This is a genomic window from Cerasibacillus sp. JNUCC 74, from assembly GCF_053667775.1.
Window position 1 is genome coordinate 435,693 of the sequence record NZ_CM132207.1, and the last position, 23,659, is coordinate 459,351.

Consider the following 23,659-nt stretch of genomic DNA (forward strand, 5'->3'; position numbering starts at 1 on the left):
GATCGGGGCTGCCTAATATATTGGTTGCTAGTGCTTGGATACCAAGGCTTTCCGAATTTGCGGTAAAAATATGGTAAAGATAAACTGGAAAATAAAACCCACGATTAAAATACTTAAAATATTCGGCAAAAAATAGATAGCTCGTAACGTTTTTTGAAACTTAATATTGGAATTTAAGCCAAGTGCGATTAATAAACTAAACATATTTACTAAAATTGTGGAGACGATAGCAAATTTAAACGTAAATCCATATGCGTTTAGAGCACGAAGATCCTTAAATACATTTATATAATTTGAAAAACCGGTAAAATCCCATTCACCATAACCTCGCTAGTTCGTAAAGCTATAGAATATACCCTGAATGAGAGGGAAGGTGTGGAAAATAAAAAACAAAAAAACTGCCGGGATGGTCATAAACAAAAAAGCTCGTTGTCGACTTTTCAATTGACTCACTTCCTTGATATCTTAATTGAATTTGGTCCCACTCTCGATCCAAGTCTTTTAACAATTTGGAAGTGTTACCTTGATAGAGAAGTTCCTGCACCATATTTTGTACACCCATTCCAGCAGGATAAAAGTGATCTGGAAAGCTGCTTATTTTTCCTTCCTTGAAATTTTTCTGAATTCCTCGCATTACAGGATCATTAGATATAACATCTTTGCGTACAGAGAAGGCAGATTGCTCCTTCATATATTGTTTTTGTCGTTCTTCTTCCATCATAAATGAAATAAACTTTTTAGCTTCTTCTTGATGTTTCGATTCTTTTAAGGTAGCAAACAGAACATCAATCCCAGATACCAAATTATTTTTATTTAGATCATTTGTTACGGGTAGGGCAAATACACCGAGATCGAGATCTGGATTTAGTTTAAGCAGTTCAGGTACTGCCCAATTTTCCTGTGAATAAAACACCCCTTCTCCTTGGGAAAAAGCCTGATTTCCATCATGGTAGCCAATACCAAACATTCGATCATGGCCGTATTCTTTTAGTTGTAAATACTTTTCGGCCACTTCTTGGTGTGTCTCTTGAAATGACAGTTCTTGATTTGTTTTTCGTTCAGCGAATTGTTTTGGTTGTAAATTCCCTGCTAGTGAGTTCCAAGCCGGCATGGTTGTCCATGCATCTTTAAATGTGAAGTATATAGGTATTTCTCCAGCTTCCTTCGCTTTCTCCAATAGATGAATGAATTCATCCCAAGTATTTGGAATTTCCCCACCAAGTTCCTCGAGTTTTGCTTTATTGTAAATCCTGGTGTTTGCATTAGCAGCAAATGGAACACCATGTATCCCATGAGACTCGGATCCTTCTAAATCAGAAAGTGTTTGTAAATATGCAGATTGCACAGTCTCTAACATAGGCTCCCCTTTATAATCTACTAACATATCAACACTTACTAATTCCCGGTACAAAGCGTTTCCGGCAATTGCTAGGATGTCTGGCATATCATTCTTTACAAGCCGTGTGCGTAACAAAGTTTCTGCGTCTGGTGGGGCATATAAATGAATACGGATAGTAGGATTATCTTTTTCAAATTGATCAATCATCGATTCATAGGTAGCTATATTTTCAGCTTTATTGGAAAATAGCTCTAGTTCTACAATGTTTTCAGAAGTAGAAGAATCACTACAGCCGACAAGTAAAGCAGCTGTAGTGAACGACATAACTAGAGAAGAAACAAGTTTCATTAGAATCTCCTTCTTTCTGTTTTAAGCAAGTCTATAGATAAATGCTTCATATGGATTTAATGTAAAATGATGAAGTATATGCAGATCATCGGTTGGTTCATTTGTAATGAACAATTCAATGTCACCTGTTAAGTTAGGGAGTTCACATGTTTGAGCCTGATCTGTAAAATTGCATACAACAACTAGTTTTTCTTGCTGATAAGTTCTTGTATAAGCAAAAATAGCTTCATCATCCTTAAGCAGCAATTGATAGTTTCCATGAGTGAAAATCTTTTCCTGCTTACGAAGAGAGATTAATTTTTGATAGTAATAAAAAATAGAGTTTGCATCATCAAGCGCTTTTTCTACATTAATATCCTGATAATTAGGGTTTACAGAAAGCCATGGTTCCCCTGTAGTAAATCCGGCATGTTTTTCATTATTCCATTGCATTGGCGTTCTAGCGTTATCGCGGCCGCGCGCATAAATCGCTTCCATTAAATCTTCTTTATTATGTCCCTGCGAAAGGCGTTCATTGTACCAGTTGATCAGTTCGATATCCCGATAATCATCAATAGAAGGGAATTGAATATTCGTCATGCCAATTTCTTCACCTTGATAGATATAAGGAGTTCCTTTCATTCCATGCAGTAATGTTGCTAGCATTTTTGCTGATTTTTCACGATACTCTTTATCATTACCAAAGCGGGAAACAACTCTTGGCTGATCATGATTATTCCAATATAAACTATTCCACCCCGTATTTTCCAAGCCATACTGCCATTTGCTTAAAATTTGCTTTAGCTCAGTAAGCTTCCATGGAAGATTGGACCATTTTCCGTCTGGGCCGTCTCCAATCCCCATATGTTCAAATTGAAAAACCATATTTAATTCGTTACGATCCTCGCCAGTATATAGCTTCGCTTGTTCAACAGATACCCCTGGTGCTTCACCAACCGTCATGATGTCATAATGAGCTAAAACTTCTTTATTCATCTCTTGAAGAAACTCATGAATGCGTGGACCATTCGCATGAAATTCAAATGCCGAAACAAACTCTTTTCCAGGGTCGGGCTCACGTTCTGGCATGCTTAGATCTTTGGATATTAAGTTAATTACGTCCATACGAAAACCGTCAATTCCCTTATCGAGCCACCATCGCATCATTTGATATACATCTGCACGTACTGCGGGGTTTTCCCAATTTAAATCAGGCTGTTTTTGGCTAAACATGTGAAGATAATATTCATCTGTTGCCTCATCATATTTCCAAGCGGATCCACTAAATGCCGCCTCCCAGTTAGTTGGGGGCTGCCCATTGGCTTTTCCTTTTCTCCAAATATAATAATCACGTTTTGGACTGTCTTTACTTGACCTTGATTCGATAAACCATTCATGTTCATCAGATGTATGATTAACCACAAGATCCATCACTATTTTAATATTTCGTTTATGAGATTCTTCTAGTAATTCATCAAAGTCTTCCATGGTACCGAATTCATCCATGATCTCATGATAATCGCGAATATCATAGCCATTATCATCATTAGGTGAATCATAAACAGGGGATAACCAAATCACGTCAATCCCAAGTTTTTTTAAATAGTCGAGCTTTTGAATAATTCCTTGCAAATCGCCAATACCATCACCATTACTGTCATGAAAGCTGCGTGGATAAATTTGATAAACAACGCTTTCTTTCCACCAATTTGCCTGTGTCAAAAAAATCATCCTTTCCATAAGGTTAAACGTTTACTCTAATGCTAAAAAAGAAAAAGGTAATACGAACCTTTCGTTTTCAAAAAGAATCGAGTCGTTATAGACGATAAGATTCGGGCAGCTGTTGAACATCATACAGCTGCACAGAAAAGACCACCATTTATTTATTCGTCTATTGGTTTTTAAACTTTTCGTTAACGCTTTTCACCGATCCTCTTTCGATAATTTTATGTTTCATTGTAAGTGACTCTACTTCTTCCCCCATCATTGATTGGAAAAGTATGTTAGCAGCCTTGTACCCCATTGTTTCAAATTCTTGCGATACGGTGGTCAAAGAAGGGATGAGCATCATCGCAAGTTTTGTATTATCATAACCGATAATTGATAAATCATCCGGAACCATTATGCCTTGAGCATGCGCTTCCGACATGGCACCTGCAGCTAGTTCATCACTTGCAGCAAAAATAGCTGTTGTCTTGGGGTGGTTTTTAATAATGGAGCGAAAAGCAATTTTACCATCATCAAAATAGAAGGCATTATTCCAACAAATTTGGGTGTCTTCACAAGGTAGCCTCGCTTCTTTTAGTGCTTTTTTAAAGCCGTCAATACGCGGAGCACCAGCAATTAAATCATTGGGGTTCCCACTTATCATAGCGAGGCGGGTATGTCCTTGTTCTATTAAGTAACGAGTAGCATCATAAGAAGCCTGGACGTCATTAACTTTTATTTCTGGAATATGATTTATTTCAGTTGTTCCAGACAAAGTTACAAATGGGACATTCATTTGTGTAACAATTCGCTGATAATTGTTTGTCAGTCTTTCATTTGCAAATATAACACCCTCAACCTGCTTTTCATAAAGCAATCGTAAATAATGCTTTGTTTTCTCTTGGTCAGAGGAAGTGTTGCATACAATTACACTCTTTCTAAATGCTTGCGCTGCGGATTCAATACCATGGAGCAGTTCTGCACTAACCATTGCGGATACTTCAGGGAATAAGACACCAATCGATCCGCTTTCATTATTGATCAAACCTCTTGCAATAGCATTTGGATAGTATCCCATTCGTTCAATCGTTTGCATTACATGCTGCTTTGTTTTTTCAGAATAGCCTTTTCCCGTTTCATTTAAAATTCGGGAAACGGTTGCAATAGAAACATTAGCCTCTTTTGCAACATCTTTTATCGTTGATTTCTTCATACTATCTTCCTTAAGAGTAAACGTTTACTCCATATTATCTGGTTATGAAACCATTGTCAACTGTTGTTTGAGAAAAATTGGATTAAAGAAGCGTTGAATAAGTGTCTAAATAAGAACGAAGAAAAGCATCTTGGAGCCGATGCCAATGATCCTTACTGCATTTTTAGTTGCAATTGCTGAAGTGGAAAAAGCCGAGGAAATTGAGGCGTTGCTTGCGAAAAGCGAAGTGTAAATCCACTGCGGGTTCAGGAGCGATAATGCCTAAAAAACACTTGACAAACTCATGAAACTAAAAAATATTGCTTTTTTAAGCATATTGCGGTAGGATAAAATAAAAAGAAAATGCAATTAAGAAGCGATGACGAGGTCAATTATTATTTTTACAGCTAACAGAGAGGGAAGGAGAGCTGCGAACTTCCTAGTGATGGAAAATAATGAACCGCCTCATGAGCTGTATTGGGGAAATAGAAGTAACCAATACCGTAGAGCTACGTTACAGCAAAGATGAGCCAAGCAATATTTATGTTGTTTTGGAAAATTGGGTGGAACCACGGGTAACACATTCGTCCCTTTATGATTGAGGGAAGAATGTGTTTTTTAGTGTCTATAAGTATTGGCATAAAAGTTGTTCGACACATAAAGATATTTTATTTCGCTAAGGTAATTTGCTTTTAGACCCTCATAGCAATAATTAAAAATATCTAAAGCGGAAGATGCACCTTCATGTCTGATTCATTCGGGCGACAAGGAGAGAAAGACTTCTTGATTAAGCATCGCAGAAAAAGAGTTCTTGTTTATCAAGAAAGTTTTAAAATTAGTCTTTGATCAACTAATTCAAGCGAAAAGCTATCCTTGAATGAAGGTTCACTTTATCATATCAGAAGTTCTCCCAGTATGTACGTCGATAAACAAGTTTTTTGCGTTTTTGTTTCATGGGTATTAGAAAAAAGGAAATATGCAATAGCGATGACGAGGATATGGATTATTTTTACAGCTAACAGAGAGGGAAGAGGAGCTGTGAACTTCCTAGTGATGAAAAATAATTGACCACCTCACGAGCTGTATTGGGGAAAAAGAGTAACCAATACCGTAAAGCTACGTTACAGCAAAGATGAGCCAAGGTAATATTTATAAACATCTAAGGTACCGTAACCCCCTATTTTAAGGGGATATAGAATACGAAGATATCTAGGTGGAGATAACGGCACCTAAATGCCTGATTGGTTCAAGGGCCTGGAGGTCGTCATACCCTTGTGGTACTAACAATCAAGGAAAAAACAATCTTTGGATAAAGTTTCCCTTATATTACTTTGGAAAGTTGGGTGGAATCACGGATAACACATTCGTCCCTTTATGAGGAGGGAAGAATGTGTTTTTTTAATACTATATGAAAGTATAAAATTTTAGGGTTTATCCCGCATGTAAGGTGCCGTAAGATTCCCACTTCAAGTCCTGAATTGATACAAAAGAGTCAAAGTGTGAGACAACGGCACCTAAATGCCCGATTGGTTTAACTAACATTCCGTGTAAAAAGCATTCCACGGAATGAAGTTTCACTTTATCCCGCATGTAAGGTGCCGTAAGATTCCCAGTTCAAATCTTGAATTGATACAAAAGAGTCGAAGTGTAAGACAACGGCACCTAAATGCCCGATTGGTTTAACTAACATTCCGTGTAAAAAGCATTCCACGGAATGAAGTTTCACTTTATCCCGCATGTAAGGTGCCGTAAGATTCCCACTTCAAGTCCTGAATTGATACAAAAGAGTCAAAGTGTGAGACAACGGCACCTAAATGCCCGATTGGTTTAACTAACATTCCGTGTAAAAAGCATTCCACGGAATGAAGTTTCACTTTATCCCGCATGTAAGGTGCCGTAAGATTCCCACTTCAAGTCCTGAATTGATACAAAAGAGTCAAAGTGTGAGACAACGGCACCTAAATGCCCGATTGGTTCAACTAACATTCCGTGTAAAAAGCATTTCACGGAATGAAGTTTCACTTTATCCCGCATGTAAGGTGCCGTAAGATTCCCAGTTCACAGTATAAATCCAACATGCACTAGCCGAGTTTTTTAAATTTTAAGGAGGTATGTATCATGAACAACTCAAGTATTCACATTCACTTACCAAACGAAGAAGTAAGAACCTATCCAGCAGGAACTACTGTTAAAATGGTTGCCTCATCGATTGGCACTAGTTTAGGAAAAAATGCAGTAGTTGCTAAAGTAAATCAGAAATTAGTTGATCTGAGCTACAAACTGATGGATGATGCATCCGTGGAGATTTTTACATCAGATACGAAAGAAGGATTAGAAGTAATACGGCATTCAACAGCCCATGTACTTGCACAAGCAGTAAAAAGATTATTTAATAATATCCAGCTCGGGATTGGACCAGTAATAGAACATGGATTTTATTATGATTGTAAGTTAAATGAACGGTTAAGCGAGCAGGAACTACAATTAATTGAAAAGGAAATGGCAATCATCATTAAAGAAGATTTGGAAATAAGGCGGGAAGCTATTTCATACGATGAGGCTATGCAGCTCTTTTCCCAGCGGAATGAACCGTTTAAGCTAGAACTATTAAAAGAGCTGGATAAGCATGAGGAGATAACCATTTATCATCAAGGGGAATTTATTGACCTTTGTCGTGGACCGCATGTACCAAGTACAGGATATGTGAAAGCATTTAAGCTCTCACACGTATCAGGTGCATATTGGCGTACGTGGAGACAGTGAAAGGGATGTACTTCAACGAGTTTATGGGTATGTATTTAATAAAAAAAGCGAATTGCAGAAGCATCTTGATTTCTTAGAAGAAGCTAGTAAACGAGATCACCGTAAATTAGGGAAGCAATTGCAGTTATTTATGTTTTCTGAAGAGGCCCCAGGAATGCCTTTTTATTTACCAAAAGGACAGATAATAAGAAAGGAACTTGAACAGTTTTCCAGAGAAATGCAAAATACTGCTTCTTATAAAGAGGTACAGACACCTTTAATGATGAAGCAACGTCTTTGGGAACAATCAGGACATTGGGATCACTATCATGAAAATATGTATTTCACAGAAGTAGATGATACTAACTTTGCAATTAAACCGATGAATTGTCCGGGACATATGCTTATTTTTAAAAATAAACTTTATTCGTACAGAGATTTACCAGTGCGTATAGCGGAATTTGGGCAAGTTCACCGTCATGAATATAGCGGTGCTTTAAATGGTATGCTGCGTGTTCGGACTTTCTGTCAGGATGATGCTCATATTTTTGTACGTAAAGATCAAATTGAATCGGAAATTAAACAGGTTTTTAACCTGATTGATCAGATTTATCGTACTTTTGGTTTTACGTATATCGTTGAGCTATCAACGAGGCCGGAACCTTCATTAGGTGAAGATCATTTATGGGAATTATCTGAACAAGCACTGCAAAATGTCTTAAAACAACTAGAAGTTCCTTATCAATTAAATGAAGGAGATGGTGCGTTCTACGGTCCAAAAATTGATTTTCACATTAAGGATGCGCTAGAACGAAGCCATCAATGTGCAACGATCCAACTTGACTTTCAAATGCCGGATAAATTTGATCTATCTTATATCAATGAAAATAACGAAAAGGTTCGTCCAGTAGTCATCCACCGAGCTATATATGGCTCGCTTGAGCGATTCTTTGGCATTTTAATTGAACATTTTGCAGGTGCTTTTCCAGTCTGGCTTGCTCCAGTTCAAGTACAACTAATTCCAGTATCTCATGTGCATACGGATTATTGCAAAGCAGTTGAAGCGAAATTGAAAGAACAAGCTATTCGAGTTGAGGTAGATAACAGACATGAAAAAATAAGCTATAAAATACGAGAAGCACAGATGCAAAAAATACCATATACGCTTGTGTTAGGGGATCGTGAGGTAGAAGCAGGCAGTGTCCATGTTAGAAAATACGGAAGTAAGCGATCCGAAAGTGAATCATTAGCCAGCTTTTTGAAAGGTCTTCAGCAGCAGATTAATGATAGGTTGCTGTAGTACATTTCCAAATGTGGTGAAGAAAGTTTTGACATCTTGGAATAAACTATTGATAATAAGTTTCGATATGAAATGTTCAAAAAAGAAGATAAAAAGCTTAAGGTTAAAATCGCAACGTCCTTGAGTAAATCGTTGTCTCGCTGTCGATCTTTTCTTCGTGAATCTTTGTTCTGTTGTAACACCAGCATGTCCTGTGTGTCGAAGTTCAAGGATGACATCGTTTATAATAGCAGAGTGCAATCAAGTTAGAAACAGGGATCACAAGAAACAGACGATCGATAAATCTTTGTTTATAGTTCAGTAGACTTTTTGAACATTCAATAAGATAAAAAGGAGAGTTATTTGCTTTAAACCAGTAATTAAATATGTTCAAAGGCTCTGCCTGTGGTTGCAGAGTAAACGGGATTAGTCTGTTCTTTTTTAATAACTTTTTGATAGAATTTAGAATTGGTAACAGAAAGGCATCTTGTTTATGCCTTTCTTTTTTGTACTATAGGAAAGCCATCGTTTTTCTTATACTATAAAGTGAAACTTCATTCAGTAGGAGTTTTCTTCCATCTCCTACTGAATGTTAGTACCGCAAGGGTATGACCTAAAGGCCCTTAAACGAATCGGGCAATTAGGTGCCGTCTTCTCCCACTTAGACCTTTTGTATCAACTCCAAGATTTTGAAGTGGGAGTCTTACGGCACCTTACATGCGGGATAAAGCCTAAAAATTTTATACTTTCATATAGTGTAAAAAAAATTCGAATCCTCGCTACGTCAACATATTTCGCTTTCCACGGGCACGGCCTCAGCTTCCTCGGAAAGCAAAGATCGCTTTCCTGCGGGATCTTCAGCTCGAGCTATTCCCGAGAGGAGTCTACATATGTTGACTACGCTAAACTTACGTATACATTAGAAAAGCTTGGCTTATCGCCAATTCCTTAGCGAAAGCCGTAGTTTTTCTTATACTATAAACCATAAAATTTTATACTTTCCTATAGTACAAGGACGATTTATTGTTCGTTTTTTAATCAGCTGTTTTAGTTATGTCCCAGCCTTGTATATTAAGTACATGAGGTTCGCTACCTCTTGTGCTTTTTTTGTATAGTAATATATACTGAAAGCAACGCTGTGGATTAGTAACCCAGCATACAGTACTTTTTAGTAACTGGTTTTTTGAGAGTCTAACCACAGCTCTCTGTTTAATAATTCTGCCAAGCCTTCTCATATTTTTCAATTAGGCTAGGGCGAATTAAGGTATTTACTTCTAATTGGATCTGGTTTCCTTTCTCATCAACCATGTGTTGATCGATATCTTTACCAAATGTAGTAAGGCCGACTAGTACGTCATTCGTTAAAAACTTTGTATCAACATTGATATTCACTTGTTCTACAGCAAATTTTTCCCGTTTTGCCAGTACAAATCCCCAATCACCAAAACTCGGGACGTCAACATGTAGATTATCTGTATAGAGATCAGCAGCTTGCATGGTTTTGTCTATCGACCAGTAAACTTCGGTTGCAAAAGTTGGACTGGTTGCTTGTACCATAATCGCTCCTCCTGGTCGTAAATGGTTGCGGAGAAGCTGGTAAAATTCAAGCGTGTACAATTTATTTAAGGATTCATTATTTGGATCTGGCATATCGACAAGAATAACATCGTATAATTCTTTATGTTCTTGTAAGTATGTAAAGGCATCTGTATTAACAACATCAACTCGATCATCTTTAAAGGCTTCTTTATTTAATTTGGTAATTTCATGGTTTTTCATCCCTAAATCGGTTACGCGTGAGTCTAAGTCAACGAGTTTTATAGACTTTACTTCATCATATTTTTGAATTTCACGTAAGGCAAGCCCATCCCCGCCTCCTAAGACTAGGACATTTTCGATGGATGAAGCAGCAGCCATTGCAGGATGGACAAGTGTTTCATGGTAACGATATTCGTCTTCTGAACTGAATTGCAACTGCCCATCAAGGAATAATCGCAAATCTCCCTGCTCCTTCGTTAGGATAATTTGCTGGTAATTCGTTTGTTCATTATAAATAATCGGGTCATTATATAGCTTCTGTTCAAAGACAAAAGCTGTTTCTTCACCAAATAATACCCCTAGTATTAATACGACTAATATAATAATGCCAGCGGTAAAGTGACGTTTGAAGGTTTTAATTTCTTGTCGAAAATAAATTAAAATCCATAAAGCGACAATGACATTGATAAGTGCAACGATAAAAGCTGTCTTTACTAAACCAAACTGTGGGCGGAAAAGATAAACAAATAGTAAACCGCCTATTAGTCCACCGGCGTAATCGGAGAAAAGAACTCTAGCTGTACTTTTTTGTAAGGTTACGCCAATTTCATTTGCTTTGCGGATTAAGATAGGGAGCTCAACCCCTGTAAGTGCACCAACGACTAGTGTAATAAAATAGAGGAAAAATGCATCCATCCCTGAGCTTAAAAAGGCAGTAACACCAAATAATACAAAGGTAGAAAATCCACCAATGATACCAATTGTAAATTCAATCCATACAAAAGATAGAATTAAATGCTTCGTCACCTTTTCACTAAGCGAGGCACCAATTCCCATTCCTGTTAAAAATAATGAAATGGTCAGTGTATACTGTTTCACACCGTCTCCTAGCAGATAGGAGCCGGCAGCACCAAACAAAACTTCAAAAATGATCCCACATATAGATACAATACCCGATGCCCAATAGATTGCTTTGCTTTGTTTTATACTTAAATTTGTCACAAGTAAAGTCCCCTTGTAAAAGCTTTTAACTAATATAGAATTGTCCTGAACTTGAATGATAGCACTCAAGTTTCTTAGTTCTTCGTTATTAAATTCATAAGCTGATAAATGATACGGTAGAATGATATTGTTTTATATTACTGCCACTATTTCAATACAGAAATAGTCTCTTCTTAAGTTTTTCTGATCGGTTAATACAGGCTTATGATTAAAATGCTTTAAACACCGTCTTATAAACTACATATGTTACTATTTTTACCAATCAAAGCAAACTGCTATGAAAAGAAAAGGCAATCGGCTATCACCGATTGCAAATTCTAACATAAGGTAAAGCAACTTTACGTCTTATCCAGCTTAGAAGATTAAATCTTAGGATAAGTAAAATTCTTTTGCATCTAATTCATCTATTACGTAATCGAAGCTCCAATGACAAATCCGAGTCCAATCGATACACACATACTAATAATTCCGACGGCTATATTTCCTTTATGTAATTGTTCTTCAACAGAGAAATTACGGGTAAATAATTGAAATAATAAGTATGCGACCATTTGTAATACAATTCCGACTCCGCCCCAAATAAGGGTTTCTACGATATCTGCACTGTTATAAATAGAAAAAGCAAGAATGATACAGATACCTACTATTTTTCCTCCAATTGATAAAGCAACTGCATGATTTCCTTTTAAAATTTCATCCCAATCTTTGTATCTCGTTGTAATTAGCTCAAAAATAACTAAGCCAACTAGTACAACACCAACTGCGACAAAAAAGTAAATAAGCGTGGAAACAAATGGCTCCATGAATTTCATCCTTTCTTTATACTATAGAAAAGTATAAATTTTTATGGTTTATAGTATAAGAAAAACTACGGCTTTCGCTAAGGACTTGGCGATAATAAGCCAAGTTTTTCTAATGTATTCATTTTATTTTCCAGTACCTGGTCCGCCACCTCGAATAGTTGACGAGCGTATCGATTTAGAACCACCAGATTTTTTATAGTGACCGCCTGATGAGTGGTAACCGCCGTAGCAATCATTTGAATTTCTACAGTTGTTTTGCCGTTTTTTAGCCCAATCATCGACGTCGAGAATTTCATCTAACAGCCAATAAGCAAATAAACCATGAAAAAAGCTTGGCTGAAAATTATCTCGAACGAATTGTTGAGAGGCAATTTCAACTGTTGAGTTATCAGAATCATCTTCGTCTTCTGTTACAATCACAAACAAGTTATCGTAGACAAGTGCTTGCTTTTGGTCACTTCTATCACTTATTCTATCAGGCTCTTCATGTTCCCGCAGTTCGCTTACTACTTCATCAATGCTTTTATCTTCAGCTATGTATACCTCAGATATATCAGAGGAATCCTCTTGGCTTGAAACAATATCTTGAAATGTATAATTATCATCTATAAATTCGGCAATACGATGATCGAACAAGGTTCCTTCAGATTTAGCTTGACTGTCACAAGCAGCTAACAGGAGCAATAAAGATATCAAGACAAAGAAAAGTGAACGCTTCATCTTCTCACCTTCTTTTTTAAGTCTAGGTTAGTTAGGACACTCAAAGTTGAGTGCCCTGGCATAACATAGTTTTAAAGATTACTGTAAATATACAAAATGCGTTTATCCCATTACATCAAGAAGTAGTCAATGGTAGTATCTCTTTTTTTCGACCGTTCTGCTTCGTTATAAGGGGTAAAAAACCACAAAGTGAAGCATGCTTTATTCTTTTCCTAGCTTCTTCTTTAATGCTGCCAGTTCGTCATCGACATCATTTTTTTCTAATGCTTCAAACTCATCGTCTAAGCTTTTGTTAGAGCTTCTTAAGTCTTCACTTGTTTCGGCCTCTGCTTCATAACGTAGTACCTTTTCTTCCATCCGCTCAAAACCTTGCTTGGATTCGTCACTGCCGATACCTGATAATGTACGATTCATTTTAGTTCTTGTTTTAGCAGATTCAGCACGTGCTTTTAAAGAATCTTTTTTCAATTTCATTTCTTGGTATTCAGCTTTCATTTCATCTAGTTTAGCTCGTAATGCAGTGGAATCTTGTTTAGCACGCTCATGCGATTCTTTTAATGACTCAGCAGTTTGCTCATGTAATTTCTTATCCTCTAGCGCACGCTTAGCAAGATCATCATTCCCAGCTTCTACTGCTTTCATAGCTTGTTCTTCCCGTTTTTTGACCATTTTTTGTGCATCTTCATACTTACGTAACATCATCTTTTCATTGGCAATTTGTTTTGCTACGGCAGTTTCTGCCTCACGAATATCTTCTTCCATATCACGCATAAACTGATCTAGCATCTTTACAGGGTCTTCAGCTTTATCTAATGCAGAATTCAACTCAGATTCAACAACCGTTTTTAACCGTTTAAAAAATTTAAACATGTTCATTCCTCCAATAATATTTTTTATGAAAAAAGTCTAAAAAGTAGACACAAATAGCTTTTACTGTAACAGACAATACGTCCTTCGGAAAAAGGAGCGCAAACCAATCTACCTTTGGCATTAATCAGATCGACTTCATTCGACATTTTACGTGATCACCTAGTACGCAATTTATCTCCTACATTGTTGCTCCTGCATTTTTAGATTTAGCTACCGGCAATAATTTTTAATTCATATTCTTCAATTTCATAGCCAATACTTACTTCAATTTCATTTCCCCATTTTTCTACAGAGAGTGCTTTTTCATCGGACTCATCATAATAATCATAATAGTGACAGGTCATACCAGAGACGTTTTCACTGCGTCCGATTCCTCTTACTCTTGCTGTTCCCGACTCATCCAGATAAAAGGTGGTTCCATCATATTCCACTTTTTTAGGAATGGGTTCTTGAATTGGCAGTTTAATTCTTTCATATATCCCAAGATTTAGTTCATCGTCCATTTCAACACTTAACCATATAGTTTTATGCGTGCCTTCTAACTGATATGCATACCATTTAAAACCGTGATCATCATAATCAATTTTACCTACCACTTTGTAATCCTCTAGGTCGAATGTTACGATATCGTTTATTTTTAGGTTAAACATATTTCTTTCTTCGATTGGTTTAGTGGTCTCCTTTTTTTTTCCAAATAAACGACCGAATATACTCATGAATTCACCTCAACTTTTCTTAGCATGGTTTCATTATACTAATACGAATAAAAAATGTATAAGTTTCAGCAAAATAAAATAGGATTAAAATTTTTTCATGGATAGTTATAGGATGGTGTCGAATTTTGCTGGTTCAAGATGCGGCGACTTGGCTTTCATTATTAAATATGTGCAGATATACCTGGTGAAATAGATAAGTAATTAAATATGAGTTGTAAATTTACCATACTTTTATCCTAATTATCATACTTATAGTACGTCAAGAAATAGTTCTCAATATTCAAATTTTAAAATATAGAAAATTTAGACAAAAATACACAACATTTTTAAACAGGTTTTGCTATTGTCTAATTAAAATCCTTAGTGAAGAGGGTGGTGTTACACTAATGAGTTCTTTATAAAACAGAGCGTTACAAAGTTGATAAATAAAGAAATAAGGGAGGAGTTTATTTGAAGCTGCAATCTACCAAGGTGTCCCTAATTATCCTGTGTTTATTATTTGCACTTTTATTGCAAAGTGTCACCGGTCTTGATGCATCTGCTTCGAACAAAGAAGTTGATTACAATGAGGAGCAAATCAGAGCCATCATGGAAGAAATGTCGTTGGAAGAGAAAATTGGTCAGCTGTTTATCGTCCACGTCTATGGAAAGACGCCAACAGATCCGGCTTATGAGGATATAAATCTAAAAAACAATCGCGGTGGTAAAAATTTTCAGGAAGTTATTGAAAACTATCACATTGCTGGTGTTATTTATTTTAATTGGACAGACAATATCGGTACACCGCTTGATGGTGAACAAGTGCAGTCCTTATCAAATGGTTTGCAAGAAATTGCAATGAATCAAGATACGAGAATTCCTTTATTTATTTCAACTGATCAAGAGGGTGGGGTTGTCCAGCGGGTAACAACACCAGCTACGGTATTTCCAGGAAGCATGGCTATTGGTGCAACCCGTTCCGAAAAGTTTGCAGCAAAAACTAGCAAAGTCATCGGTAAAGAGTTGAAGAGTTTAGGTATTAATATGAATTTTGCCCCTACCGTTGATGTGAATTTAAATCCAGATAATCCTGTCATTGGAGTTCGTTCTTTTGGAGAGGCTCCAGAACTTGTCTCCCGATTTGGGGTGTTACAAGTAAATGCTTATCAAGATCAGCAAGTAATTGCTTCAGTTAAACATTTTCCCGGACATGGAGATACAGATGTCGATTCCCACTACGGATTACCGATTATTGACCATGATTTAAAAACGTTACATGAAGTTGATTTAAAACCTTTTAAAGATGCAATAGATGCGGGAATCGATTCGATTATGACAGGGCATATAGTAGTACCGGCATTGGATGACTCTGGTTTTCCAGCAACACTTTCAAAACCGATTATTACCGATTTACTTCGGAAGGAACTGGGATTTGATGGGCTAATCATTACGGATAGTTTAGGGATGGCAGGTGCAAATGTCGTTTCCCCTGAACGTGTTTCCGTTGAAGCTTTTAAAGCAGGCATAGATATATTATTAAATCCACCTAATGTCGAAGTTGCTTATCATAGTATGTTGGACGCTGTACAATCTGGAGAAATTACAAAAGAACGTGTTGATGAATCGGTATTTCGCATATTAAAAGCAAAAATGGATAACGGTTTATTTGATAAATCACAAACTAACCCAGATGAAATAAAACATATTGGAACAGAAGAACATTTGCAAACTGCCAATGATATTGCTGAAAAAAGTGTGACGCTTGTTAAAAATGAAGGTGTTCTACCTTTACAAGCGGAAGAAAGAGTACTCGTCACTGGGCCAATGATAGCAAATCCTGACCTCCTTTCTCAATCATTAAAGGAAAAAGGAATCAGAGGAAGCAGCTATGCAACTAGTAATAGCCCGTCTGATAGCCAAATTGAAGATGCTATCAAACAAGCCAAGGATGTAGATAAAATTATTGTCACCACTTACACTGCAAATACGAATTCACAACAGCAAAAGCTTGTGGAAAAACTGAATGAAATAGACAAGCCGGTAATTGTATCGGCACATAGAAATCCTTATGACATTATGGCTTTTCCAGACGTAGCTGCCTATCTTAATGCATATAGCCATCTAGAGGTGTCGATTCATGCAATGGCAAACGTGCTGACAGGTGAAGTAAACCCGTTTGGAAAATTACCAGTAACCATTCCGAATTTGTATGATTTTGGGCATGGACTAGATTATACAAATACACCTCTTAATGCAAAGGGATTAAAACAGTTGGTAGATGATCTCCACGGACAAGGAGAAATCATCGATGATCAGGCTACTCGTAAATTAAAAATCCATTTAACTACAGTGGAACGCTTTGAACAAAGAGAACTTCAAGAAAAAGTGGTAAAGCATTTACATGGTTTTCAAGAATTATTAACTACTCTTAGAGAAGACAAAACACTCACGAAGAAAGCCCATAGTTATTTAGAAACAGAAGGATTAAAGCTGCTAGAAGTTTGGGATAATGCACGAGCAAAATAAAGTGAAACTTCATTCCGTGGAACACGGAATGTTAGCTAAACGAATCGGGCATTTAGGTACCGTTATCTTTCACTCAGACTTTTTCGTATTCTTTATAACGCTTGAAGTGGAAGTCTTACGGCACCTTATGAAATCAAAATCAATAATAAAAATGGAGGAGAAACTGAAATGAATATAAAAAAGCAATTAGGATTTGGAATAGCTTCAGCTGTACTTGGTATAGCTTTAATCGGCGGGGGGACTTTTGCCTATTTCAGTGATAGTGAGACAACCAAGCATACATTCGCAGCAGGGACACTTGATTTAGCTACTGAGCCAACAGAAATTATTCAAGTAAATAATCTTAAACCGGGGGATTCGATGATACGTGATTTTGAGCTCCAGAATAATGGAACATTAGATATGGAGAAAGTATTATTGGAGACGGATTATACAGTTATAGATGCAGAAGGAAATAATACTGAAGATTTTGGCGAGCATATTATGGTGGAGTTTCTTTATAATGCGGACAAGCTTGATGAAGTAATTTATCAAACTACGCTTGCTGAATTAAAAACAATGACACCCGAAGCAGTAAGTGAACATGTGTTTTTGCCGCTGCTAGGCGAAAAGGGCCTACCTGTAAATACGATTGATGATTTCGTTGTGCAATTTAAATTTGCCGATAATGATAAAGATCAAAATGAGTTTCAAGGGGATGCTTTAAATTTAGAATGGACTTTTATTGCGACACAGACACCTGGAGAAGAGAAATGACCGTTGAGGAGAGAATAAGATGAAGCTTCGATATCTGTTTCCTGCTTTTTTGTTACTTATCCTATTGTTATTACTGCCTACAGGGATAAAAGCTCGTTCAGTAGAAACTACTTTTGCATCTACACAGACTTCTTTTATATATGAACCATTAAAGGATTTGGATCAAGAGATCGAAGAGGCGATTGCAGATGCCGTGATGCCGGGAGCAGTATTGTTAATCACTAAAGATGGCAAGAAGAAGAAATTTACTGCTTATGGTTATGCTGCCAAATATAAAGATGATCAATTTACCGAAATGGAGCAGCCCCAAGTAATGAAAGAACATAAGCTATTTGATATGGCTTCTATTTCAAAATTATATACAGCCGTTGCAGTAATGCAACTATGGGATGAAGGTTTGTTTGAGTTAGAAGATCCAGTATACTGGTATATCCCCGAATTTGCGATTCATGATAAACGAAGTGTCACTATTCAACAATTATTAACACATACATCTGGATTTGCAGCAAGTCCGAGTAAACGCCTGTATGAAATCGATGGTAACCGGGCGGACAGGCTTGATTTAGTATTAAGAGAATCTTTACATCAGTTACCTGACACAGAATATATTTATAGTGATGTTAATTATATTACGTTAGGCATATTAATTGAACGGCTTAGTGGTGATCGTCAGGATCAATTTATAGCTAAACATATTACTGAGCCCATGGGTCTGAAGAATACGATGTATAACCCACCAGCTTCTTTAAAACATCGAATTGCCGCTACCGAATACCAGCCTTGGACAAACCGTGGTTTAGTGTGGGGCAGTGTCCATGATGAAAATGCCTGGGCGTTAGATGGAGTTGCTGGACAAGCTGGTATTTTTACGAATGCTGAAGATTTAGCTGTTTTTGCTCAAATGATATTGAATAACGGAACCCATAAAGAAAAACGGATTCTCTCAGAAGAAGCAGTAAATTTAATGAACATGAATTGGAATAAGGCATATTCAGGCCAAGATCACGGGTTAGGTTGGGATCTAAATCAGGACTGGTATATGGATAATCTCGCAGAAACGGATACAATGGGACATACTGGTTATACTGGAACATCAATTGTTGTGAGTCCAACGAAACATACAATTGTCATTTTATTAACGAATCGTGTGCATCCAACAAGAAACACAGTATCCACTAATCCAATTCGAAAATTGGTATCAGAAAGGACAGCAGATGCAATTTATTCCTCAAGTGCAGAAAACATGAAAGAATTAGTTGAACGTTTTGTAAACAGAGAAGAATTGGACATGGCTGTTGCTATCCCTATTCAGCGCCACTTAACAGTGATTCATCATTATGAAGATAAGCATAAGCGAGAAAAAGTATTGAAGCACTTAAATGGATATGTTCAGTTAATAAAGATTTTAGAGAAAAATGGAAAGATGAGTAAAAATGTCTATGACGATTTGCAGCGAACTGCTAACTATTTGTATGAAAAGTGGCAGTAAGTAAAAAAGCAGTGAGAAAAGGTCGCTCCTCTTAATCTTCTTTTTTATACTATAGGACATGTAAATTGTAGCGTGAAGTTAATACATTTGTAGTGAAAATTTTAATAATTCATACGTGTAAGTACAATTGGGTAAGTGGACTTAAAAGATCGGCGGAAACCAAGTATCAATGAGGAGGAGTTTCTATTGAAAAAAATAATGCTTACTGTTATCAGTTGTTTCATTTTGCTCGGGTCTCTAACGATTGTAGTTGCAGATAGATTGGAAACGAAAAGTATAAGTGAGGAACCACTTAAATTAGGGATAGAAGTTTTACTTGAACAGAAGAAAGATGTAATTAAAGGCAGACGGGTTGGCTTAATTACCAATCCCACCGGGGTAGATCAGGATTTAAATAGTATTGTAGACATTCTTTATCATGATCCGGATGTAGAGCTAACAGCATTGTATGGACCAGAGCATGGTGTAAGAGGAGATGCTCAGGCAGGAGATTACGTGGAATATTATATCGATGAATATACTGGATTACCAGTTTACAGTTTATACGGGGAAACAAGAAAGCCAACGCCTGAGATGTTAGAAAATATAGATGTTTTATTATTTGACATTCAAGATGTCGGAGTAAGATTCTATACGTATATCTATACGATGGCTTTGGCGATGGAGGCTGCACAGGAAAATGGGATTGAATTTATTGTCCTGGATCGACCCAATCCACTTGGAGGAAACTACGTGGAAGGGCCGGTTCTTGATCCGGATTTTGCCTCCTTTGTTGGGAACTATCCTATTCCTTTAAGACATGGAATGACCGTTGGGGAGTTAGCAATGTTATTTAATGAAGAATTTGAGATTGGAGCAGATTTGACAGTAGTTCAGATGGATAACTGGAAGCGGGGCATGTACTACATCGATACCGAACTCGAATTTGTAATGCCATCACCAAATATGCCTACTTTCGATACTGCGCTTGTTTATCCAGGTGCAGCATTAATAGAAGGAACGAATGTATCTGAAGGAAGAGGAACAACAAGGCCTTTTGAATTAATTGGTGCTCCTTTCGTTAACAGTGTGGAATTTTCCCAGGCACTCAACGGTTTACGGTTGGATGGGGTTACATTTCGGGCAGCGTCTTTTACCCCAACTTTTTCTAAGCATAGCGGTACTTTAAGTCACGGTGCACAAATCCATGTTATGGATATAAAAGCTTATGATCCAGTTGTTACAGGACTCCATATTGTCAAAACATTACATGATATGTATCCGGAGGAATTTCAATTTCGGGCTGAGAACAGTGCAGGTGTGTCATTTTTTGATTACTTAATTGGAAACGGATGGATTCGGAAAGCAATTGAAAATGGAGAAACAGTAGAAGCAATGGTAAAAGAATGGCAAGAGGAACTGCAAATATTTAAAGAAGTACGCAGAGATTATCTCATCTATACCATTCATACTTATGATTTAAAGAAATCTATTGAGAGATATGTTGATGTAAAAGATTTGGAAAAAAATGCAGCCAAAAAACTTAAGATGCACCTAACTGTAGTGGAACGCTTTGAAGCTAGAAAGGACACTGCAAAAGTAGTGAAGCATATGAAAAGTTTTCTAATTCTTTTGAATAAACAAAAGGAAGCAGGACAAATAAACGAAACAGCATATGATGCTCTTTCAAGTGATGCTAACGATTTGCTTTATCAATGGAACTAATTTTTATCCCGATGTAACTGGCAGTAAGACCTTCACTTCGATACTATGAGGGGAACCTAGAGAAAAAGTGGGGGATCCAATTGCAAGTCAAATGATAGATTCTGTTCATTTATCAATCAGTGGGGGATAAATGAAAACCCTCCCTGATTGAATAAAAGAAGGGAGGGTTCTCCAATGAAAAAGTTTTGTCTATTTATCTGTCTGTTAATCTTCTTTACGATACATGCAGTTTTTATAAACACAAATTCAGTTGTGCTCGCCGAGGCTGTTACGTCAGATCCAGTAACAGTTAAAATAGCCACATATAATATAGCTGCCGGGCGTGGAGTAGATGGCTTTTATAATATCAGTCGAATTGCAAATGCCATTGAAAAAACAGGAGCAGATATTATTGGCCTTCAGGAGGTAGATGTACATTGGGGGGACAGAAGTAGAAAAGATCATATGATAGAAAAGCTTGCAAACCGCTTGAATATGGAATACTATTTTGCACCTATCTATGATCTTGATCCCTTAAATGAAAACGAACCACGTCGTCAGTTTGGCGTAGCAGTGCTAAGTAAATATCCAATTACTGCTGCTGTAAATAGAGAGATTACAAGATTATCAACGCAAAATCCAAATCCTTTTCCTCGGTTGACTCCCGGTTTTCTTGAAGCAGAGATAAATGTAGAGGATGCAGAGCTTGCATTTTACGTTACACATTTGGATTATCGCAGTGATCCAACCATTCGTGAAATGCAGGTAGAAGATATGAAAGAAATAATGAAAAAGAAAACGTATTCTATTTTAGTTGGTGATCTGAATGCTACACCAAACGCTTTGGAATTGAAACCACTGCAAAAAACGTACACAGATGTTTGGATGACAAGCGGAAGTGGACAAGGTTACACATATCCAACGACAAGTCCAGACCGAAGAATCGATTATATACTTACTTCACCAAGAATAAAAGTGAATAAGGCAACTACTCTCGAAAGTACCGCATCGGATCATTTGCCGGTAGTCGCTAATATTACACTAATTCCTGGTAATCATTCATATAACTTGAAAGGAATGGAATGGCTTGTTTACCAATTGTATGAACAGGGGGAAATTCGTAAACTTACTTTAATAAACAGACATCTTCAAGTACTTTCCTATTATGAACAAAACAATCTAACCGGTAAACTAGTAAAGCATTTATATGGATTAAAAGAACTATTGAATTTGCAAAAAGAAAGCGGAGAAATAACGAAAAAAGCATGGGAAGAATTACAACGTGATATCGATTACTTTATGAAAAAATATAGAGAATAAACGTACACTGTAGTTTGTATTAATAAATATGTTTAACAAATTGGACAAAAGCTGTGGTTGCTTGCCATACCTAATTATAAGCATTTCCCTAGCTAAACCATAAGTTATCATCTTGTGCTTCATTTTTATTATTAAGGAGAAAAGCGCTTTTTGAATGAAGTATTTTATTTTACCTCGTCAGAAGTTCTCTAGTTTGCAGTTCCTAACCGAGCGCTTTTAGCTTTTGTTATGTGAATAGAAAAGCTATTAGAAAAACGATATCATCACCTTATGCAAACTATTTTAAAAGCATTCGTACAGAATTTTCACAAAAGACTAACGAGCTGAGCTGCTTGAATAGTAGCTCAGCTTTGTTCATCATCTATTTGAATCCCCATGCTTTTAGCTGTCCCAGCTATGATTTTCATAGCACTTTCTATATGGGTTGTATTCAAGTCGGGTAATTTCATTTCTGCAATTTTTTTTAATTGAGCTTGTGAAATCACTCCAACCTGTTGGTGACCAGTCTTATTAGCACCTTTAGAGATATTAGCGTACTTTTTTAACAAATAGGAAGCTGGCGGTGTTTTTAAGTGGATAGAAAATGTGCGATCTTCATAGACTGTTATTTCAGCAGGAATGATTTCACCAGTTTTTCCTTTGGTTCGTTCATTATATGTTTTACAAAACTGCAAAAGGTTAATTCCAGATGGAGCCAAATCTTTTCCAACCTTTGCCGGATTCGCTTGATTTGCTTCCAGTTCAAGTTTAATCATCTTAGTTATCTTCTTCTTCATGTGTATTCTCCTTTCAGTAAGTACCTAAAAAGGAGTATAAGGTCTGTCGTAACGTGAGAGTCAATACAAAAATGGCATCTATTTAAAAAAGTGCAGACGAAACCTGAATTTTTTCATTTATAGGATAAGCAAGTATCAAACTTTAACATAGAATTTGGCCAAACCAAAGAAAATGAGTATTCTGTAAATTAATTGGTCTTACACGTTTTGGTGGACCTGGTACCAATAAAGTTTCCTTACGCATGAAATGAAATGAAGCATTTATTAATGTTATATTCTAATAAATATGTTAACTTGTTCAATTAGATAATTCTTTAAAAGGTGGGAAGATATTTTATGGTACATGTATATGGTCAAGTTGTTGATAAACAAACGAGATGTGTTCATTATCATTCAATAAAAGATATTATTGCAATTAAATGTAAATGCTGCTTGAAATATTATCCTTGCTATCAATGCCATCAAATAGGGGAGAATCATGAAATAGAGGTTTGGTCAAAGGATGAATTTAACCAAAAGGCAATCTTGTGTGGAGTATGTCAAACTGAATTTACAATTGAACAATATTTGCAATTGACTACGTGTAGATGTTGCAGCTCTGAATTTAATGAAGGATGTATGCTGCATTACCACCTATATTTTGCGTAAAGAGGATCACCAATTTTTTAGTGTTAA

The 23,659-nt window shown here is 36.7% G+C and carries 15 protein-coding genes, 2 pseudogenes and 1 other annotated feature; of the genes and pseudogenes, 8 read left to right on the forward strand and 9 right to left on the reverse strand.

From position 1 onward, the window contains the following. Positions 1-343: 343 nt before the first annotated feature. The 3 genes from JNUCC74_RS02100 to JNUCC74_RS02110 all read right to left on the reverse strand — a co-directional run bounded on the left by JNUCC74_RS02100 (position 344) and on the right by JNUCC74_RS02110 (position 4,586). Positions 344-1,687 (reverse strand): ABC transporter substrate-binding protein, encoded by a 1,344-nt coding sequence (locus JNUCC74_RS02100; protein ID WP_454066720.1) that lies wholly within the window; start codon positions 1,685-1,687, stop codon positions 344-346. 21 nt (positions 1,688-1,708) lie between these two features. After that, positions 1,709-3,388 carry a glycoside hydrolase family 13 protein gene (locus tag JNUCC74_RS02105; RefSeq protein ID WP_454066721.1) on the reverse strand — a complete coding sequence of 560 codons (1,680 nt, stop codon included), beginning with the start codon at positions 3,386-3,388 and terminating at the stop codon, positions 1,709-1,711. Between the two features lie 169 nt (positions 3,389-3,557). After that, positions 3,558-4,586 (reverse strand): LacI family DNA-binding transcriptional regulator, encoded by a 1,029-nt coding sequence (locus tag JNUCC74_RS02110; RefSeq protein ID WP_454066722.1) that lies wholly within the window; start codon positions 4,584-4,586, stop codon positions 3,558-3,560. Between the two features lie 349 nt (positions 4,587-4,935). Further along, positions 4,936-5,160: a binding site (T-box leader), on the forward strand. A gap of 1,523 nt (positions 5,161-6,683) precedes the next feature. Here JNUCC74_RS02110 and thrS point away from each other — a divergent pair. Further along, positions 6,684-8,607, forward strand: a pseudogene (gene thrS / locus JNUCC74_RS02115) (threonine--tRNA ligase). 1,188 nt (positions 8,608-9,795) lie between these two features. Here thrS and JNUCC74_RS02120 read toward each other — a convergent pair. The 5 genes from JNUCC74_RS02120 to JNUCC74_RS02140 all read right to left on the reverse strand — a co-directional run bounded on the left by JNUCC74_RS02120 (position 9,796) and on the right by JNUCC74_RS02140 (position 14,455). Then, positions 9,796-11,346 carry a polyamine aminopropyltransferase gene (locus JNUCC74_RS02120; RefSeq protein WP_454066723.1) on the reverse strand — a complete coding sequence of 517 codons (1,551 nt, stop codon included), beginning with the start codon at positions 11,344-11,346 and terminating at the stop codon, positions 9,796-9,798. A gap of 407 nt (positions 11,347-11,753) precedes the next feature. Beyond that, positions 11,754-12,149, reverse strand: coding sequence for a DUF350 domain-containing protein (locus JNUCC74_RS02125; RefSeq protein WP_077319233.1), 396 nt, complete (start codon positions 12,147-12,149; stop codon positions 11,754-11,756). A 123-nt stretch (positions 12,150-12,272) separates the two neighbouring features. After that, positions 12,273-12,869, reverse strand: a complete 597-nt coding sequence (locus JNUCC74_RS02130; protein ID WP_077319234.1) for a DUF4247 domain-containing protein — start codon at positions 12,867-12,869, stop codon at positions 12,273-12,275. Positions 12,870-13,070: 201 nt separating this feature from the next. Continuing rightward, positions 13,071-13,739: a PspA/IM30 family protein gene (locus tag JNUCC74_RS02135; RefSeq protein WP_454066724.1), complete on the reverse strand. Its 669-nt coding sequence runs from the start codon at positions 13,737-13,739 to the stop codon at positions 13,071-13,073. A 206-nt stretch (positions 13,740-13,945) separates the two neighbouring features. Next, positions 13,946-14,455: a DUF4178 domain-containing protein gene (locus JNUCC74_RS02140; RefSeq protein ID WP_454066725.1), complete on the reverse strand. Its 510-nt coding sequence runs from the start codon at positions 14,453-14,455 to the stop codon at positions 13,946-13,948. A 450-nt stretch (positions 14,456-14,905) separates the two neighbouring features. Between JNUCC74_RS02140 and JNUCC74_RS02145 the strand changes: the two genes are divergently transcribed. The 6 genes and pseudogenes from JNUCC74_RS02145 to JNUCC74_RS02170 all read left to right on the forward strand — a co-directional run bounded on the left by JNUCC74_RS02145 (position 14,906) and on the right by JNUCC74_RS02170 (position 22,208). After that, a complete protein-coding gene (locus tag JNUCC74_RS02145) occupies positions 14,906-16,960 on the forward strand; it encodes a glycoside hydrolase family 3 protein (RefSeq protein ID WP_454066726.1) in 2,055 nt (684 codons plus the stop codon). Positions 16,961-17,128: 168 nt separating this feature from the next. After that, entirely contained in the window at positions 17,129-17,716 is a 588-nt protein-coding gene (locus JNUCC74_RS02150) for a TasA family protein (protein ID WP_454066727.1), read from the forward strand. 19 nt (positions 17,717-17,735) lie between these two features. Continuing rightward, positions 17,736-19,205: a serine hydrolase domain-containing protein gene (locus tag JNUCC74_RS02155; protein WP_454066728.1), complete on the forward strand. Its 1,470-nt coding sequence runs from the start codon at positions 17,736-17,738 to the stop codon at positions 19,203-19,205. Positions 19,206-19,391: 186 nt separating this feature from the next. After that, a pseudogene (locus JNUCC74_RS02160) lies at positions 19,392-20,645 on the forward strand (exo-beta-N-acetylmuramidase NamZ family protein); the annotation flags it as partial. A gap of 3 nt (positions 20,646-20,648) precedes the next feature. Continuing rightward, positions 20,649-20,909, forward strand: a complete 261-nt coding sequence (locus JNUCC74_RS02165; protein ID WP_425445291.1) for an FIMAH domain-containing protein — start codon at positions 20,649-20,651, stop codon at positions 20,907-20,909. A 174-nt stretch (positions 20,910-21,083) separates the two neighbouring features. Then, the gene (locus JNUCC74_RS02170) at positions 21,084-22,208 is read left to right on the forward strand and encodes an endonuclease/exonuclease/phosphatase family protein (protein WP_454066729.1); all 1,125 of its coding nucleotides are present in this window, start codon (positions 21,084-21,086) and stop codon (positions 22,206-22,208) included. 344 nt (positions 22,209-22,552) lie between these two features. Here JNUCC74_RS02170 and rplK read toward each other — a convergent pair whose 3' ends face one another. Further along, positions 22,553-22,984 (reverse strand): 50S ribosomal protein L11, encoded by a 432-nt coding sequence (gene rplK / locus JNUCC74_RS02175; RefSeq protein ID WP_077319243.1) that lies wholly within the window; start codon positions 22,982-22,984, stop codon positions 22,553-22,555. A gap of 336 nt (positions 22,985-23,320) precedes the next feature. On the opposite strand from rplK, the gene JNUCC74_RS02180 reads away from it, so the two are divergent. Beyond that, positions 23,321-23,632: a CHY zinc finger protein gene (locus tag JNUCC74_RS02180; RefSeq protein ID WP_077319244.1), complete on the forward strand. Its 312-nt coding sequence runs from the start codon at positions 23,321-23,323 to the stop codon at positions 23,630-23,632. The last annotated feature ends 27 nt before the right edge of the window (positions 23,633-23,659 follow it).